This is a genomic window from Mucilaginibacter sp. A3364 (assembly GCF_059690715.1).
In genome coordinates this window covers 542,701-559,271 of the sequence record NZ_JCAWED010000002.1, presented here as the reverse complement: position 1 = coordinate 559,271, position 16,571 = coordinate 542,701, and the positions used below count along the sequence as shown (strand labels likewise).

At 44.1% G+C, this 16,571-nt stretch carries 10 protein-coding genes, 1 tRNA gene and 1 pseudogene; 6 read left to right on the top strand and 6 right to left on the bottom strand.

Going from position 1 to position 16,571, the window contains the following annotated elements; translation table 11 throughout:
• Nucleotides 1-88: 88 nt before the first annotated feature.
• Entirely contained in the window at nucleotides 89-1,858 is a 1,770-nt protein-coding gene (locus AC59JT_RS14900; protein WP_497400300.1) for a 7TM diverse intracellular signaling domain-containing protein, read from the bottom strand.
• A 197-nt stretch (nucleotides 1,859-2,055) separates the two neighbouring features.
• On the opposite strand from AC59JT_RS14900, the gene AC59JT_RS14895 reads away from it, so the two are divergent.
• From AC59JT_RS14895 to AC59JT_RS14885, 3 genes and pseudogenes are all read left to right on the top strand, one after another.
• Nucleotides 2,056-2,127, top strand: a tRNA-Cys gene (locus AC59JT_RS14895).
• A 156-nt stretch (nucleotides 2,128-2,283) separates the two neighbouring features.
• Nucleotides 2,284-2,704, top strand: a pseudogene (locus tag AC59JT_RS14890) (BLUF domain-containing protein).
• Between the two features lie 135 nt (nucleotides 2,705-2,839).
• Complete coding sequence (locus AC59JT_RS14885) at nucleotides 2,840-3,166, top strand: hypothetical protein (protein WP_497400298.1); 327 nt, start codon at nucleotides 2,840-2,842, stop codon at nucleotides 3,164-3,166.
• A gap of 48 nt (nucleotides 3,167-3,214) precedes the next feature.
• Here AC59JT_RS14885 and AC59JT_RS14880 read toward each other — a convergent pair whose 3' ends face one another.
• The 5 genes from AC59JT_RS14880 to AC59JT_RS14860 all read right to left on the bottom strand — a co-directional run bounded on the left by AC59JT_RS14880 (nucleotide 3,215) and on the right by AC59JT_RS14860 (nucleotide 11,774).
• Nucleotides 3,215-4,315 carry a phytase gene (locus AC59JT_RS14880; protein WP_497400296.1) on the bottom strand — a complete coding sequence of 367 codons (1,101 nt, stop codon included), beginning with the start codon at nucleotides 4,313-4,315 and terminating at the stop codon, nucleotides 3,215-3,217.
• Between the two features lie 21 nt (nucleotides 4,316-4,336).
• Nucleotides 4,337-5,593, bottom strand: a complete 1,257-nt coding sequence (locus AC59JT_RS14875; protein ID WP_497400294.1) for a beta-helix domain-containing protein — start codon at nucleotides 5,591-5,593, stop codon at nucleotides 4,337-4,339.
• A gap of 32 nt (nucleotides 5,594-5,625) precedes the next feature.
• Nucleotides 5,626-8,409: a TonB-dependent receptor gene (locus AC59JT_RS14870; protein ID WP_497400292.1), complete on the bottom strand. Its 2,784-nt coding sequence runs from the start codon at nucleotides 8,407-8,409 to the stop codon at nucleotides 5,626-5,628.
• Nucleotides 8,410-8,919: 510 nt separating this feature from the next.
• Nucleotides 8,920-10,473: a tetratricopeptide repeat protein gene (locus tag AC59JT_RS14865; RefSeq protein WP_497400290.1), complete on the bottom strand. Its 1,554-nt coding sequence runs from the start codon at nucleotides 10,471-10,473 to the stop codon at nucleotides 8,920-8,922.
• Between the two features lie 245 nt (nucleotides 10,474-10,718).
• Nucleotides 10,719-11,774 (bottom strand): metallophosphoesterase, encoded by a 1,056-nt coding sequence (locus AC59JT_RS14860; RefSeq protein ID WP_497400288.1) that lies wholly within the window; start codon nucleotides 11,772-11,774, stop codon nucleotides 10,719-10,721.
• Nucleotides 11,775-12,184: 410 nt separating this feature from the next.
• Here AC59JT_RS14860 and AC59JT_RS14855 point away from each other — a divergent pair, with 410 nt between their 5' ends.
• Genes AC59JT_RS14855 through AC59JT_RS14845 form a run of 3 tightly spaced genes read left to right on the top strand, consistent with a single transcriptional unit; the run spans nucleotide 12,185 to nucleotide 16,509 of the window.
• Nucleotides 12,185-15,013, top strand: coding sequence for a hypothetical protein (locus AC59JT_RS14855; protein WP_497400286.1), 2,829 nt, complete (start codon nucleotides 12,185-12,187; stop codon nucleotides 15,011-15,013).
• A gap of 3 nt (nucleotides 15,014-15,016) precedes the next feature.
• Nucleotides 15,017-16,096 carry a DUF928 domain-containing protein gene (locus AC59JT_RS14850; RefSeq protein ID WP_497400285.1) on the top strand — a complete coding sequence of 360 codons (1,080 nt, stop codon included), beginning with the start codon at nucleotides 15,017-15,019 and terminating at the stop codon, nucleotides 16,094-16,096.
• Nucleotides 16,093-16,509: a hypothetical protein gene (locus AC59JT_RS14845; protein WP_497400283.1), complete on the top strand. Its 417-nt coding sequence runs from the start codon at nucleotides 16,093-16,095 to the stop codon at nucleotides 16,507-16,509. The genes AC59JT_RS14850 and AC59JT_RS14845 overlap by 4 nt, the downstream gene beginning before the upstream one ends.
• Nucleotides 16,510-16,571 lie beyond the last annotated feature (62 nt).

Below are 16,571 nucleotides of genomic sequence, written 5' to 3'. Positions count from 1 at the left end.
AAAGCGTCTACAAGTGGCAGATTGTTAAAGCTGTAAATTATTGTATTTCAGTAAGTTGTTATTGGTGTTTAAACATTAAGCCGCGGGCTTACTTAGCCAACTTTTTATATAAACGCATTTTTGCCTGCCGCACACTTGTTGGCGCAATGTTTAAAAGGGCCGCAATTTCTTTGGTTGAAAGGTTAATGTGGAAGTAGGCATATAGCCTTAATTCATTGCGGGTTAGGTTTGGGTTTGTGGCCTGCAGGTCGCTAAAAAAACTTGGATGCACCTTCTCAAAATGCAGTTTAAATTTATTCCATTCGTCATCCAGGTATTCACCGTCGTTTAACGATGAACGTATGCTTTTTAAAACGCCGGTGTCATCGTCCAAACTATCCATGTGCTGCACCTGCGTTTTCAGATCGGCCAGTAATTTGTTTTTTTGGTGGATGTATAAGCTGTTGCCTACCAGTTCGCGCTGGTTGGCCTCCAGTTGTTGCTGCAACAGTTCGTTACGTTCTTTTTCAAAAGCAACTGTAAGGGCTATGGTTTTATTTTCTTCCTCTATCAGCAAACGTTGGTATTGTGTAATAGTGAGATCTTTTTCCAGTTTTACGGCTTCAATTTCTTTGGCTTTCAAATCGTCATTGATCAGTTTTAAACGTGCAACCAATGCCAGCGCGAAAGTGAATATTTGCGATAATATGGCCAGCGCGGGCAGCAAAGGGTTTCCGCCATCATTAATAATACTGATAGAAGTGCCGGCCGCGAAGATCATGGGTATTAAGTTGGCCGCCAAAAATATCCCGGCTGTTTTTACGCCTTTATTATGGGCCATAATGCCGGTTAAAATTACGCAGGGTATAATGACCAGGATAACGATATTGGCTATAATAGATGTTTCGAAGCTGCTGAGGTGCAGCAGTGTTAAGGTAGGAAATACGGTTTCAATAACCAGGTATACATAAGCCAATGTTTTTAACAGCTTATCATAGGTTGGTAATATAGCCCTGGTGTTTAGGTATGATCGCGTAAAAAACAAAAATCCCCAAAAAATAAACACCGGACCAATATGATCGACATAAGAATTTAACGAAAAAGCAAATATGGCACCATCTGGCCTCACCCTGATGGAATATAAGCGTAAAGGTATTAAGTTGATAAAAAAGCGGTGCCCGCTAATATAGATCAATGCGCCGCACTGCGTTATTACGTAGTATAAGTAGGCCTTATCTTTCAGCTCAAAATAGGCGTACAAATAATATCCGGCAAAACATATAAGCGCTACGCAGCAAAATATGTATATCAGGCTTATAAACTGTTCGTCAGCATTAAAAGTAAACTCTTTTTCAAAATTGGCAGCAGGCTTTATAGCCTTCAACTCCCCGCGTATATCTTTTAAGTTGATTTTTAAATAAATGGTTTGGGTTGATTGCCGGGGAAGCACCAATTTTACTATGCCCGCCCGTCGTCGGCCATCGGCTACGTCCAGGCCGGTTGCCCGCCCAATCCACGCCTTGCTGTACCTGTCAAAATAGTATAATCGGTAATTTATAGGCTGCGCAAGCGAAAATACATAAGGCTCATCTGTAGGGTAAGGATTGGTGATCGTCAATCGTGCCCAGTATTGATCGGTCCCCGATAGTACTAACGAATCATTCTTAAAAAACAACGACCGGTCTGTGAGTATCCTGTTAAGATCGTATCCTTTATCAGGTAACACCTCATAGTTGGTAATGGTAAGTGCCCGGGCATTGCTTAGCGTATCCCGGTTTTGCGCGTTTGCTGAAAAAGAGACCAGGCAGGCTAAAAATAATAACAGGATAGCCCTCGGTAACCGAAGTGTTATGGTCGAGCAGACAAGTACAGCTTTCATTAATTAAAAACCGGGGGCTGTGTTTAAATTAATTTACCAGGTGTTACAATAGATTTATGGAGCGAAGCTACTTAAATAAAAGGGATTACGCTCGCCCTCGATACTATAAAATAAACAGCAGTAGAGAAAAATAAAAATATATTCTATATAGTCTATGGTTTTTATAGAATATATTTTTATTTTTGTAATGTCAATAAGGCGGAGTGGCCGAGTGGTTAGGTGGGCGTCTGCAAAACGCTATACAATGGTTCGATCCCATTCTCACGCCTCGTTTAAAATTCTCTCTCTCTCATATCTTTTAGGTTTACAATTGGTTTAGTAAAGGCCCCTGCCCATCAGGGGCTTTACTTTTTTAAGGCATAAACAACTCAACGTTGTAAGGTTAACCAAACCCGGAATATTCCCATTTCGTATATATAGGTACCATGAAATATCTTATCTATTTAAGCACCTCCGTAAAATTGCGCGACGAGCAGGCATTGCAGCAATTATTAGTTAAAAGCCGTAGCCGCAATAAAGCAAACAACGTTACCGGCGTATTACTTTATCATGACGGTAGTTTTATACAATTGCTTGAAGGTGAAGCAAGCGCTGTTGACGAAACTTAGGCGGATAAGCGAAGACCCTTCGCACAGGCAAATTATGGTGGTTAACGAAGGTGACTTGAAAGAGCGTAATTTTGGCGAATGGTCTATGGGTTTTCAAATAGCAACCGCCAAAGAGATAGCGCAAATGGAAGCTTATACTAATCCCCGCAAACTGACCGAAGTATTTGCCACAGATGATCATCCCGCATTGGTAATGCTTACCACATTTGTGCGCACCAACCTGGAGCGATTGGTTTAGTTAAAAACGAAAGATCTATAATATAAAACACGAACGCCATTCTAAGTATTTAGAGTGGCGTTTTTGTTAAGCGGCACAAATTGGCATAAACATGCTATATTTAGCGCAAAAACCGGCATACACGGCCTAAAATGTATGCTAATACAAACCTATTTCAGTAATGTTAACGAAACAATTTATATGCACGGCACTGGCCGGTGCAATGGCTTCTGGCGCGCTTGCACAAAGCAAACCCCCGTTACCAGCGATTTTAAATGGGACCTTGAACACGCCCCCATCGAGCTTACTGCCTATGCCCGCAAAATACCCGACTGGACCATGGCCAACGACGTAGCCCCACAACCCGTAAACGCCCGCGAGGGTATATACAAAGGCCCAACAGGCTCAAAAGTAGAAAAGGTTACACTGGTGCCTTATGGCTTTACCAAGGTAAGGATAGTGGCCTTCCCGGTGGTGAGGTAGGAGATTGTAAATTGCAGCGTACCTGATTCAGGCGCGCTGCAATAACAATTATTTAGATTTCAGTTCCTTACCGGCAATGTCCTCCCAACGGTAAAAGTGGAAAGTTTTGTCATCGCTCATGGTAACGAATAAGCCGTGTTTAAAGGTGTCGTTCAGCGGTACATTCACTACGTCAGATCCATCGCTTTGGCGGGCGGCTACGTTAACTACTTTTAGTAGTTTGTGCTCGTAAGGGTTTGCTTTGGTACCCTCGCGGCTGAAGATCTGGAAACGGTTAGCGCCCTGGTCAGATACCAGGATGTAACCGGTTGAATCTGTCAGCTTATAAATAGAGATACCTTCATGATCAACCTCAAAGCCGGTGGTGCCAAACATGCCTAATTGCTTGTCGCCTTTATCCGGGTCGGCATCATATTGGCGCACGCCTATCTGCTCGTCCGAGTAGTAGATGTGTTTCAACTTATTATCAACCGCTATTGATTCAATCTCCTTCTTGCCGCTGTAAGTACCGAATTTACGCACCAGCGTTGCTTTAACATGACCGGTACCATCATCGCCCAGCAAATACTGCCACAGGTAGCCACCGTTGGTTGGGCCGTTTTTCCTGCCGGCAATGGCGTACATTTTACCATCAGCAGCGGTGTATATCGAAATACCCATCAGGTCACGATACTCGGGGCCGGTTTCACCCTGGAAAATTTCAATGCCGCCATTATCCACCGGTTTCATATCCGGCAGGGAAAATATGCGCAGCTTGTGGGTGATGCGTTCGCTGGCTATGGCAATGTCGGTTGGTTTGCCGCCGAGTACCAGGCCGTAAGCCAGGTCGACGTTATTGGGGCGTTTAAGGCCGCGTACTACTTTATCCTGGATGATCTTGCCTTGCAGGTCAAACACATACAGTGCCCCATCGGCATCCTTATCTGTACCAATTACCAAACTTTTCGCCGGGTCGGCTTTGTTAACCCATATAGCGGGATCATCGGTATCATACTTTACCGGCTCGGTAATAATAACCGGTTTAACTTCGGTTATGGTGGCTGTATCTGTAGCAGTTGCTGATGAAGAATCTGCGCCCTGATTGCACGCAGAAGCCATCAGGAGCGCCGCTAAAGGCGCTATATAAAATATATTTATCTTTCTGTTCATTAATTATAGATTTTATCGATATTATAATTTCACGCCATATGCACCTACAAAATTTGCCGGGGCCGGTGATGTATAAGTAGTTCCGTTTACAACAATACCAGCCGCGTGGTTGCGGGTAAAGGCGGTAGTACCTGCTGTAAGGGCAGGCGAGTTACCTTGCAGGTGGAAATCCCAAGCGGTATTAAAATCCGGACTGGTCATTGAAGTGCTTAGCGGGTAGTTAACAAATTTAGGATCGTTAGCACCTGCCGTTTTGCTAATCACGTCGTTTGTGCCACCAACGATCTCGCTGTTAGGCTGAAACTGGTCAACGGTAACCTGGTCATAACCATAGTACCAGTTGTTGCTGTATTTTGAGCGGTTGTCTTCCGGTTTTTTGGTATCGCGTTTCACGCCAAAACGGGTATTGGCAAACAGGTTATTGTACAACTCGGTACGCACGCTGGCTTCTATCCAAACCGAACCACCTTTAGCAGTTGGCCTTCTCCAACCGGTGTTAACCATAGTATTGTTGTAGGCAATAATGTAAGCCTGCGGAATACGGTCGCCACTGTTTGATAGTTTAAGCGCATTGGTGTTGGTGCTGTACACCAGGTTGTAAGCCACATCGGCAATACAGCCCGATTTAAAGTTCATCGCCTCGCCACCGCTTACGCCGGTTGTGTAAAATACGTTATTGGCAAATATGCTTTTACCACCTTCAATATAAGTACAATCTTCCTGGAAATTACGGATGATGCTGTTAACAACGATCAGTTTACCATTGATGTTGGAGAACCAAAGCGCAGGTAAATTCTCGCCGGCTACGGCTTTGTACAAACCTTGTTTTACTGATGTAGAAGCATCAGAAGTTGTAGCGCCGCCATACTCTAAAATAGTATGATCAAGCACCAGCTCGGCACAAGTTGGTGTAGCTAATATACCACCCCAAAGTTTACCAAACTTGTTGGCTTCGGTACGGTAAGCATCGCTCACGGTAAATTTAACCGGGTTATCGGCAGTACCTAACGCGTATAGGTTACCTTTAACCACAACCTCGGGTTTAGCGGTAACATCCATTAACACGGTTACACCTTCTTCAATGGTCAGGCTTTTGCCTGCCGGGATAACAATATCGCCTTTAATTTCGTGCACGCTGCCTTTGGTCCATATGCCTGATATTTCGCCAATGGCCGATCCATTCTCGGGCGTGGTGTCAACATTAATATTCGCTTTTTCGCAACCCGTAAATGCCAGGGCTGCAAAGCTTAACAGGGTGAGTAATTTTGTTAGTTTCATTTCTTTAATTTTTTAATAGGTGTGGTTATATCTTAATTCAATTTATAGCGTAACCCAATAAGGTAACTTTGACCGAACGAGTCGTTACGTATCAGGGTTTGTCCGTTTGATACAATGTTTTCGGGTATTACATTGTTAACCGGGTTGGTGCCTTTAATAAATAGTTTGGCAGGTGTGTTTAGCAGGTTATTGGCTTTAACAAATATGCTGATGCCGCTTTTAAATTTCTTCTCGGCCGACGCATCCATCTGCACAAAGCCTTTTTGCCAAAGGTCATTGTTCAAAAACTGCGATACCGTGTTTATACGCTCGCCGGTGTAGGCGCCTGCCAGTTGTAGCTCCACACCGTTTTTAGTGTTTTTGTATAGTAAGGACAGGTTACCAACGTGTTCGCTCTGGCCATACAATGGTCTTGATTGGTCAACCAAAAAGGGTTCAATATTGCCGGTAGTGCTGTTGATGCGGCGCGATGTTTTTGGCGTAGTAAGGCGCGAGTGGGTGTAGGTATAGTTAGCCTTGATACCAATTTTGTTAAAGAATTTGATGTAGTCAACTTCCGCGCCGTAGTTATTGGCCGTACCAAAGTTGCCCGGTGTATAGTAAATATCCTGTCCGCGGGTAGCATCCGGCTGGAAGGTGTACTCGATAGGGTTTTGAATACGTTTATAGAAAGCACCAACTAACAACTGCTCTGCAGCACCCGGGAACAGTTCGTAGCGCAGGTCGTAGTTATCGGCAAGGGCACGTTTCAGGTCAGGGTTACCGCGCTCAACATACTCCTCGTTAACCACTTTGCTAGGTACAATTTCGTAAAAGCCCGGGCGGTTAAGCGCCTTGTAGTATGAAGCGTGTAACTGTGCTTTATCAGTTAAATGATGTTTAACGGTAATGCTTGGCAAGACGTCGGTATATACCTGGCTGCCCGATGGCCTGCTTTCCCCGGCAGGGAATAATAGGTCATAACCCTGGTCGGTATGCTCAACCCTTACGCCACCTGTAATTTCGGTTTTGCCCGATATAATTTTAAGCATACCATAAGCCGCTGTAGTTTTCTCGCTGGCGTTATAAGTAAGCGGGTTTTTAACCGCGCCTGTAGGGTTTGATACCAACAGGTTTAAATCGCTGTAGTTTTGAAAATCAACACCGTAACGCGGCGCGGTGCCATCGCTTTTTAGCGGCGCGTAAAGGTTGTATTTGTTGGCGAAGCTGCTTCTTTGTTTATCGCGGTATAAACCACCGGCCATCACATCAAACTTACTCTTACCATTTAAAATGTTGTAGGCCAGGTCTAAGTAACCGGCTTTATCTTCGTCGGTATTACGTTCCCAACGGCGCTCAACCGGGTTGGTGTTCACTAACGAAAGCTTTTTTTGCTGAAAGTTGGTTTGGATACCGTTTACGCTGATGGTAGTATTATCAGGCACCTCGTTTTGAGCCGAAGCGTAAACAGCCGACCATTGCACTTTAAATTTGCTGTCGAAGAATTTATGATCGCCATGCAAGGTGCTGTTGTAAATCTGCTGCTGGGTTAAACGGCTACGGGTTTCGTAGGTTAACTCGGCATTGCCGGCGGCAGGCTGATAAGTACTACCGGTGTAGTTGGTGCTTAAAGCATCGCGCAGTTGTTTGTTTACCAGGTTTACATAAACGTTGTACAAGCTGATCTTGTTATTGGCATCAAACACATAGTCAACCTTGCCATGCAAGCCTAAACGTTTTTGCTGATCAGAGTATTCGCGGTAAACCTTGTTGGTAATAACGGCGTACTGATCTGTACCCGCAACAGCCGAGTTATAAAACGTACTGTTGCTGCCGCGATAGGTATTCTGGTAGCTTCCGGCCAAAACAACACCCAATTTATTATTTAAAAAACGCTGACCTATAGAAAGGCTCCCCACCAAATTTGGCGCAGGTTTTTTTGAGGTATAGCTTAAAGGGCCTTTCGGGAAATCGGCCTGGGTGGCATTGAAATCGCGGCCACGCAGTTCATAAGGCGATTTGCTGCTGATATCCGAAGAGTTATAGCTGGTAAAATTTCTGTCGAAAAACAATTGGTTATAACCGGTTGCCAGGTTAACATTTACCTGCAATTGCTCGGACGCGTTTTTCATCACCATGTTAACCACACCGCCAATAGCGTCGCCTTCCAGGTTTGGCGTAAGGGTTTTGTAAACTTCCAAACGATCTAACAGGTCCGACGGGAAAAGGTCAAGCGGTACATAACGGTATTTATTATCCGGACTAGGAATTTTCACGCCATTAACCAACGTGTAGTTGTAGCGTTTATCCATACCGCGTAAAATAGCGTACTGTCCATCGCCATTGCTGTTGCGCTCAACCGATACGCCCGATACACGTTGTATCACATTGGCCACGGTCAAATCCGGCGATACCTCAATAGCGCGGGCCGATACCACGTTAACCACCTGGGTAGCGTTTTGCTCCAGGCGGCGCGCGTCACGATCAGTCACCCCGTTATTGCGGGCGTTTATGGTCACTTCCTGCAAGTTGCCGGTGTGTTCCATATAAATTTTTAGGTGAGGGGTATCTTCACTTAAAACCGTAAAAGCCTGCACAAAGGGTTTGTAGGTAACGTAGCTTACACGTACGCTGGCGGGTCCGGCAGAAAGGCCTTTAAATTCAAATTTACCGTCGAGGCCGGTACTGGTGGCTTTCCCTGTTTTTTCAAGCACTACTGTAGCGCCAACAAGGGGTTCGCCGGTTTCCTTGTCGTACACGTAGCCTTTTACGGTGGTTGCGCTTGCTACACCAATGCTGAATAGTAGCGGCAACAGGATCTGTAAAAATTTATTCATTGCGATAATTATTTGCGTTTTTTAAATGATGCCGCAAAAGTGTGAAGGCCGCGATGTACAAATGAAATAAGTGGAGTTACATAAAAGCAACAGCGTTACAAAGCACGTATATCAAAAAGCAACACAAAAATATATATTGTTGATAATGAGTTAATTATAATGTATTCAAAACGCCGTTATGATTTTATTACCGTTACATTAAGTAAATGTTAAGGGCGGGAAACAGGTACTTGGTGGCGGATTTTTGAGTTGGATGTAACGGGTGGGGCTGGATTCTTTTCTGTCCGAGCAGGGTCTCTCGATAGAGGACCCTGCGATTGCGATACCCCCCGCGCAGGGTCCTCTATCGAGAGACCCTGCTGAGACGGAAGAATAACAAATTATGTCATTGCGAGGAGGAACGACGAAGCAATCGCACGTAGAAAAGCAGCAGACCGATCTTCGTGCGATTGCCACGCTGCGCTCGTAATGACATATTGGGTAGGCTCGATGGGTAGAGACAATATGCAGTTACAACCCCTGTATAAACGCCGTCAAATTATCCCCCTGTGGAATATTCAACTTCTTACGCAACCTATACCGCGACACCCGCAAACTATCCGGCGAGATACCCAACAACGTAGCAATATCCGTCGAATCCAGGTTGATCTTCAGCAAAGCGATCAAACGCATATCCGCCGAAGTCAACTCATTGCTATAATTTTTCAGCGTATCAAAAAAGCTTTGGTGCACCTGCTCAAAGGCGGTGGTAAACTCCTTCCAGTGCTGCTCATGATTAAAACTTTCGTTTATCTGCAAAATAATTTGCTGCATTTGTTTTTTCTGGTCGCGCTTATCCTCTTTTACCATAGCCTGTAAAGTGCTGCGCAGGTTTTCCAACAGCTGGTTGTTTTTAATCAGGTTGAGGGTATGGCTGGATAGTTCTTTGCTCTTCAGTTCGAGTTGTTGTTTCAGGCTTTCCTCTTCCAGTTTTTTCAACTCGTGCTGCGCCTGCTGATCGCGTATTTTCAGGCGTTGCCTACTGAAGATAACTATACTCAATATCACCAGTAACACCACCACAATAACAACGGCGGTTACCACAATGCGGTTTATTTTGCGGATGTTATTTAACCGATCTATCTCATCACTTTTCTTGCTGATATCATAAAGCACCTGTAAAAACGCGGTTTGGTTGGCACCATCCTTCGAGTAAACATCCAGCGAGTAGCGGCGACTCAGCTCGGAATAGTGATAGGCGCTATCGGGCTTGCCCATTAAAGAATAAGCCTGGCCAAGGTCCTTGGTACATGATGCCTGCTGATAAATATTACCCATCCGCGTAGCCATGGCCAGCGCCTTTTGCGATTGTACGATGCTTGCCGCGTATTTGCCGGTTTTGCGCAGCATATCGCCCAGGTTATTAATTACTTCGATGGTGGCCGGTTCGTTATGTTCGGCCTGGTACAATTGAAGCGAACGCTCAAAACTCACATAAGCCGAGTCGTACTTGGCCAAATCTTCATAAATACTGCCCAGGTTTTCATAGATCTTGGCGGCCCCTCTGCCATAATTAACCGAGTTATATTTTTGCAAGGCCAGGTGCTGGTAATAAAAAGCGCTATCGTATTGGTGGCGTTTTTCGTACAGGTGACCAATTTTGCCAAAAATATCAGCCTGTCCTTTTACGTTGTTGGTTTGCTTGTAAAGCGAAAGGGCCTCGTTATAAGTTTTACGGGCCAGGCCAAGTTGTTTGTTGTAATAGTACAGCACGCCCATTTCGCCCAGGTTATCGGCGTTCAGGTTTTTGTCGCTGAGGTCGTCAAAAACTTTGTCGGCACGCAGGTAAAACTCTAGCGCCTGCGCATAATGGCTTTGGGTATAACAGATCTGCCCCATCTTTTGCAGGCAAAGGCCCTCGGTAACGGCATCATGTTTTTCGACCGCCTCGGCCTGTATCTTCCTTAAAATAATGAGTGCCGAATCCGGATGTTGCTGGCTGATAGCATCCACCGCCTTAAACTGCGCCTTCGTACCGAAGGACAGGGCAATTAACGCGACCGTAAGAAACAGGAAAGCTCTCATTTATAGGGGACTGACAAAATCTGTCAACAAATTACGTAAATCAATATTAAGTAAATGTTAACAAACGCCCCGCGTAGCGGGATAGAAAACAAGGCCCGAATAACCTCAAGAAAATGGTGTAGCAAGCTCACTGACAAAACAGTGCCACCAAAAAAATCAAGGGTTTGAAAATCAGCCGTGTAGCGCGCTACACTAGGTGTAGCAGTGTAGCGTGCTACGCATAAGCCGCTACACTGCGCCCTTGGTTACTTTACCGGTGTGTCAAAAAGTTGTACGGTAAATTGGCTGTCACCATCCGTCTCGTTCACATTAGCATAAGGCGAAAAAGTGCGCACGCTAAGCTGGTTGTTTTTTACCGAAAATTTGTAGAGGCGCATTAAGCCGTTGCCGCCGTTTGGCCTGCTCTGGTAATCGCTTAAAAAGAATTTTACGGTGCGGCCGTTATTGGTTTCCACGCGGTAGCCTTCGCCGTTGTCGCCCACGTGGCCGCTTAACATCATAAAAAGGTTGGGGTTATCTTTCAGGCCCTCGTAAATAGCCTTGCCCTCGGCATTAAGCGGTGCCTGCGGCGTGTTGCTGCCCGTAACCGGCCCGAAGTGTAATATAGAGTGACTTACCACGATGGCTTTGCGGGTGGCATTGTCCTTCATTACCTTGTTGGCCCAGGCGTATAGGTTAGCCTGGTCCTCGTTATGCGAATCAAATTCCAGGAATATGACCAGGAAGTCAACCCCGCCGGCCGTGAACTTGTCGTAGTGGCTATCGTTATTATTACCATAATGACCGCCATAATATGGCCTGCCCTCAAAATGCTGCACACCGAAAAATTTGTTGTAACCATTGGTAGTACCCTTAACCGGGTACTGCGCCGGGAACTGATCATGGTTACCTACCGCCAAACCGTAAGGGATGCTTACCGGCTTTTCCAAACCATAGATGGCGGTTTTGGCCAGGTACCATTCGGCGGCTTGGGTTGCGGGGTTGTCGCCGTGCTCTGTAATATCACCCATATGCGCCACGAAGGCAATATTTTCTTTAACCTGGTTTTTCTGTATCCAGGCTATCTGCGCTTTAAACATATCAAAGTTACCGCCAAGCTGGGCCTGGGCCAGGTAGTATTGGGTATCAGGCAAAACCGCTATGGTGAAATCGCCGGGTTTAACCACCGCGGGAGTGCCGGTAGTTGCAGTATCTGCATAAGCAATAGGCGCCGCCGGAACAGGATTATTTATTGTCGCGGCAGCGGCAGTAAAACCTAAGCTTGAAAGCAAGGCGGCAGTTAGCAGGCTTTTATGTGTCATGTTGAGTGTTGGTTTTTTATATAAAATTAAAATAACGCCGGGAGTTTACAAACCGGCGAGCCGGCAAATTAAGCACTGTAAGATTAAGTTGATGTTAAGTATTGGATAATTAGGTTTAGTATAGGATTATTTTTTGTCGACAAGGTATTTGGTGCTTTCGTTTTTGAGGTCGGTATGTTATTAAATTATTATAATTTAAAATTATGCGAAATAAAATTTGTTTAAAAATTAAAAAGCTATAATTTAGTTGGCGTAACTTATCACAAAGCTTACATAGTATGGGTAAAGGAAAAAGATCTTTTGCCCGCAATATTGGGATGAAAAATATACCCCGTTTTCAGCCAATATAAAAACTTAACAACCTGACCGGTTTCAAAGGCCATAACCTTTGGAATTTATTATCACAAAAAATGAAAAGAAGTTTAATGACTTTTTTCGTGCTTTTTGCTGTGAGCATGCGTGCCGCAGTAGCAATGGGGCAATCTGTATCCGTACAGGATACCATTAAGGTTGATTCTACCTCAAAATCATCATTTTCTATAAAGCCTGTATTACCCTTAACCGGCGTTGCCGAGCTTAAGGAAATTGCCAACCCGGCTCAAAACATTGATAAGCTAAAAAATGATGCCGAGGGTAAACTAAAATTAATGGACCCTACCGATAAGTTCATTAAAGCAAAAAACGATGCTAAAAATAAACTCAATCAACTAGATCCATCAAAAAAAGTTAGTAGACTAAAAAACGAAGCCGAAAGCAAGTTAAGCGCCATTACAGATGATATTGATGGCAGGCTAAAAAAATTAAAAAAGAAATCGCTTGCATTAAACTTAACCATCGAGAATGCCACCCGGTACCAACCACCGCGCCCGATTGGTTTTGTGGGGAACAGCTATAGCCAAAAGTTTGTCAATATTTTCAACGTAACCGGCCTTGTCGAGGCGTGGGGCATACCTTTAAATGTAAATTTTACCACTGATAGGTCGCCGTATTCCGCTTTTCCGGGGATGGGGCATGATATGTTCAAGTTCGATTTTGATCCCAAGCAGTTCTCGAACATGTTTAAAAGCGATATGGAACAGTACTATAACCTGAAAAAGAACATGTTGGGGGGGCTTGATGTGCAGGGTTATACCAGCAAGGCTCTGGTTGATAAACTTAAGAATGAAGGTGAGAAAACAGCCGGTAGCGTATCAGGCGGCGGGGCATTAGGTAAATACCTGTCAAATAAAGTTAACGTAAGCGAGCTGTTGCAATTGAACGAAAGGCAATTGAAGGACAAGCTGATGACCGTAGCCACTGAAAAAGGTTTATCGGCTAAAATGCCGGATGCTAATGCCATTTTATCGAGCAAACTTTCGGCAGGTGCAAAACAATTGGTGCTTAGTAAATTGCAGCAACAACAGCAGGCGATCACATCGCTTTCTGCCAATAGCAGCTTAAGCTCATTTCTAAAATCGCCGGCTAATCTTGAGCAGTTAAAAGGTTTGTCAAAAGATGAGATCAAGGAAAAGCTATCGGGATTAATAAAGAAAAATCCGGCAGATTCACTGTTGGCAAATGAGGATGGCGCATTAAATGAAATAGTAGGAAATATTGAACAGTATAAAACCTCCGGTAATCAACCATCAGCCGAACAATTGTTTAAGGTTACTAAGTTAAATATCCCCGCCGGGTTAGCTGATAGCTTGTCAGCCTTTGAAAATGAGCATAACGCTACTTTGGTTGACAGCGCAGCATCAACCATTACCGGCATCAGATCTAAATTGGCGAAGGAAGGTTTTGACGTAGGTAAAATGATGCAAATGCAAAACTACATGAACGGTGCCGCGGGCAAAAGATTGCTGACCGAACAGGAAAGCAAACTGTTGGCCAGGAAACCTGGTAGCGGTTTACAATCTGCATTTGCCGCAGTGCAAGCTTTTAAAATAGGATCGTTTGCTGATAAGGTGGCGGGCAACACAGATAATAAGGATCTATTTATAACCGGTACAACCGCAACTGTTAAAACAGGCAACATCCCCATCACTTTAGGTTATGGTGTGATGAACGATATCGGTTCTGCCAAGGATGCTAATTACCAGGGGTCGATATATAACAGCCCTAAAAACATTACTTACCTAGGTACAACTTTGCGCGGTATAGGTGGCGGCAATGTTAAGTTTTCGGTAATTGGTTCGGTAAATCGTGAAATGAATAATTCGCGTTATACCATTCCCACAGTATCATCAAATAATGTGGCATTTACCATTACTAAGGATTTTAATTTCAGAAAACTAGGTAACGTATCTGTCGATGTATCCAAGTCGACAACCCTGTTCAGCAATAACTATCAAACCGAAGCCATATTGAGCCGCCAGGGAGGCTTAACCAACAACCTGGGTACAGATATGATGCAGTCGTTGTCTTTTGGTGTTAATCATCATTTAGATTTAGAGGGGTTAAACGCGTCAGATAATGTTTACTTCAAATATTCGGGCATGGGATACCAAAACCCGGGGAATAACGGATTTGGCGGGGGCCGGATGAAGTTTGGCGGTAACCTCAAAAAATCATTCTACCAAAATAAACTTAGCGTGAACGTTCGTACTGATTTTAGCAATATGCCTATTAGCTACACATCAGATGATAAGTGGAAAACAGCCAATATACAACTTGACGGGCGGTACGTGTTGAGCAGGAAATTTAACATGAGCCTTAAGTACGCTAACGTAAGTACCAACAAAAAGGTTGATGGTATCGCTTCATCCGTTTATTCGCTCCAAAAATTTCAGTTAGAGGGTAACTCAAATTATAAGATAGGAAAGAAGTATACGGTAAGTCATTTCAGCGTGGGCACGCAAAGCTTTGCTAATGGTGCTGTGTCGCAGTCAAATGGTACCATGTTAATGTTTAACTACACCCAAAGTGTTATTTTAAACACCAACGCCCTAACCGCAACGCTGTTTTATAACAAAGAATTATCGTCGCTTAAATTAATTGGCGACATGTTTACATCTGATGTTTCGTACCAATATAAAGTACTCAATACCCTAAATCTTTCGTCGGCTGTAACCTACCTGTCAAACACAGGTATCGCGCAACAAGCCGGTATACGCCAGGGGCTGCAACTGTACGCCAGTTCGCATTTCGACTTTGATACTTATATCGATTTACGAAAAAACCTGATCACGCCGCTGTATCCCGATCTGTATTCGGCATGCAGGGCAGAATTATCCATTAAATACCATATAAGCAAATAGGCAATGCGTATATATATAGCCATAATATTGAGTTTACTAAGCTTTAGGGCATTTAGCCAGATAAGCGTTCAGTTCATCCCTGAAATTAACGGACGGACAACAGAGGGCGTGTTCAATTGCCGTATACTTAACCCGTTTGCCAAACAAACCGCCACATTAACTATAACGGTAAGCGAGCGTCAGCAAGGAACGGTGTTTATTATAAAAACGCCACTTTTTGACATTGCTCCGGGTGTAAATCCGTTGCCTACGCAAGCAATACGTACTTCATCTGTACAGTTTGCAAACAATAAGCTGGGCGCTTTAATCAAGACAAATCACTTATTGCCGCAGGGTGATTATGAGTACTGCTTTAGCTTGTCATACCTGCACTCGGATAACCCGCCCGATGAGCAATGTTTTTCGTACATGCTGGCACCATTTGCCGACCTGAGTTTGGTTGACCCGTATGATAAAGATAAAATATGCGACAAAAGGCCGATGCTAACATGGCAGCCGCTAATTCCGGCAGTACCGGGAGCATACTATCAACTGGTGCTTACCGAAGTTAAAAGCGGGCAGAATCCTACCGAGGCTTTGAACTATAACATGCCGCTTATTAACCAAAATAATATTGTATCGCCGGTATTACCGTTCCCGGCAATAGTGCGCGATCTGGCTACTAAAAAAACTTATGCCTGGCAGGTAACCGCCTTTAAAGATCAAACGGTATTGAACAGGTCAGAAATATGGTCGTTCACGGTTGATTGCCAGGATAGCGTTAAAAAGGAACCGAATGATGGCTACCGGGATATAGAAGACCTGGCCAAAGGCAATTATTACATAGCCGAAGGCAAGATAAAGTTTGCGACAGTTAACCCATACCAGGCCCGGGACCTGAAGTATGAGATACATGCTGTTAATACGCCCGATCGTAAAATAAAATCAATACCTAAACTGAAATTAAAGAATGGTGATAACCAATTGATTATTGATTTTTCAACAAGTAACACACTTGCCGATGGGCAATATTATATCATGACCGTGTGGCTACCCGATGGTTCAACCAAAAGCTTACGTTTTTTATATAAGGATGTAAAATGAAGAAGCTAATTATAGTGCTGGCATTGGCAGTAATAGGGACTATTGGCTGCAACCGTAAAAACATGTTACAGGCTACCGATAAGGATTTAACCGTGCAGGTTTTAACTGTAGCAAACCAGCCCGGCGACAACCAGACGGCGAGCTACCAAGCCAGGGTAATACCCGATAAAAGCCTGCAGCAACAGGTAAGCGGGCAGCAAAAAACCCATCTGTTATACAAAATGGACAGCTGCTTTTACCTTCAAAATGGCATACAAAAAGTTTATCCTGTATTTGTACAGGCAGTAGCTAACGGCGTTGCCGGAAGTTATGAGTATATGCTTGATTTTGAGATAGCTAAAGAGAAAGTAAAAGGTATGGAAATGGTATACGCCGATAAATATCTTACCCATAAAAAGTACAATTTAAAATAACGACTAAAGCTTTTTTAAAGTGATTTTTAAAGAATTTAAACAACCGGCTAAAAAAAGAATTG

What these genes read in the sequence shown, in the direction of transcription:
- AC59JT_RS14900 (WP_497400300.1), bottom strand. Translation starts at nt 1,858, where the DNA reads ATGAAAGCTGTACTTGTCTGCTCGACCATAACACTTCGGTTACCGAGG.
- AC59JT_RS14885 (WP_497400298.1), top strand. Translation starts at nt 2,840, where the DNA reads ATGCTAATACAAACCTATTTCAGTAATGTTAACGAAACAATTTATATG.
- AC59JT_RS14880 (WP_497400296.1), bottom strand. Translation starts at nt 4,315, where the DNA reads ATGAACAGAAAGATAAATATATTTTATATAGCGCCTTTAGCGGCGCTC.
- AC59JT_RS14875 (WP_497400294.1), bottom strand. Translation starts at nt 5,593, where the DNA reads ATGAAACTAACAAAATTACTCACCCTGTTAAGCTTTGCAGCCCTGGCA.
- AC59JT_RS14870 (WP_497400292.1), bottom strand. Translation starts at nt 8,409, where the DNA reads ATGAATAAATTTTTACAGATCCTGTTGCCGCTACTATTCAGCATTGGT.
- AC59JT_RS14865 (WP_497400290.1), bottom strand. Translation starts at nt 10,473, where the DNA reads ATGAGAGCTTTCCTGTTTCTTACGGTCGCGTTAATTGCCCTGTCCTTC.
- AC59JT_RS14860 (WP_497400288.1), bottom strand. Translation starts at nt 11,774, where the DNA reads ATGACACATAAAAGCCTGCTAACTGCCGCCTTGCTTTCAAGCTTAGGT.
- AC59JT_RS14855 (WP_497400286.1), top strand. Translation starts at nt 12,185, where the DNA reads ATGAAAAGAAGTTTAATGACTTTTTTCGTGCTTTTTGCTGTGAGCATG.
- AC59JT_RS14850 (WP_497400285.1), top strand. Translation starts at nt 15,017, where the DNA reads ATGCGTATATATATAGCCATAATATTGAGTTTACTAAGCTTTAGGGCA.
- AC59JT_RS14845 (WP_497400283.1), top strand. Translation starts at nt 16,093, where the DNA reads ATGAAGAAGCTAATTATAGTGCTGGCATTGGCAGTAATAGGGACTATT.